General features: G+C 40.4%; 1 pseudogene. It reads left to right on the forward strand.

The window, feature by feature from the left end:
• A pseudogene (locus HEQ50_RS12580) lies at positions 1-758 on the forward strand (BREX-1 system adenine-specific DNA-methyltransferase PglX); the annotation flags it as partial.
• Positions 759-807 lie beyond the last annotated feature (49 nt).

An 807-nucleotide genomic window follows, 5' to 3' on the forward strand; every position in this document is an offset into this window, starting at 1 on the left:
ATCGAACTAACCAAGCGAACTTTGCGAAGATTCCGGGGATGCCAATTGCTTACTGGGCCTCACAAGCCGTTATCAGTAATTTTATAAACGGATCCCCTTTATTGGACGTCTTACGTACAGTCGCAGGTGGTAAAACTGGGAATAATGGTAAATTTATCCGCCTGTGGTCGGAGATTAACTATTCAAATTTTGGGGTCAATTCTTCTTCGCGAAATATAGCTTGGGTTCCTTACAATAAGGGAGGAAACAGACGCCTTTGGTATGGAAATAATGAGTATGTTGTTTATTGGGAAAATAATGGAGAAGTTCTAAAAAACTATAGGGACAAAAATGGAAACATAAAATCGCGTATGCAAAGTCCTTATCTATTCTATCCTGGAATAACTTGGTCAGTTATATCTTCTGGGAAAATTGGTGTTCGATACCAAATACCAGGTTCTATAGCAGATATGGCGGCTGCGATGTTCCTTGGTGATCATTCTACCAGCTTACGCGTAATGGCACTTTTAAATTCCGTTGTTGGCTTGTTCTACGTACGTCTTCTATCACCTACAATTAACCTAAAGGCTAGCTATATTGAACAAATTCCGTGGTTAGATGACAATAATGCGATTAAAACGTCACCTATTGATGAACAAATTAACTTGGCAAAATGTGATTGGGATTCCTTCGAAACTTCCTGGGACTTCACCCGCCATCCTCTCCTATCTCACATCGCTGACGATAACCTATCACACTGTCGATCTCCCGTTGGCTAACTAAGCAATCTGTGACAAAATTGTGCCAATTGAAGAATTATGGAGGGTA

The organism is Lactobacillus sp. HBUAS51381 (assembly GCF_012641095.1).
Classification (GTDB): domain Bacteria; phylum Bacillota; class Bacilli; order Lactobacillales; family Lactobacillaceae; genus Levilactobacillus.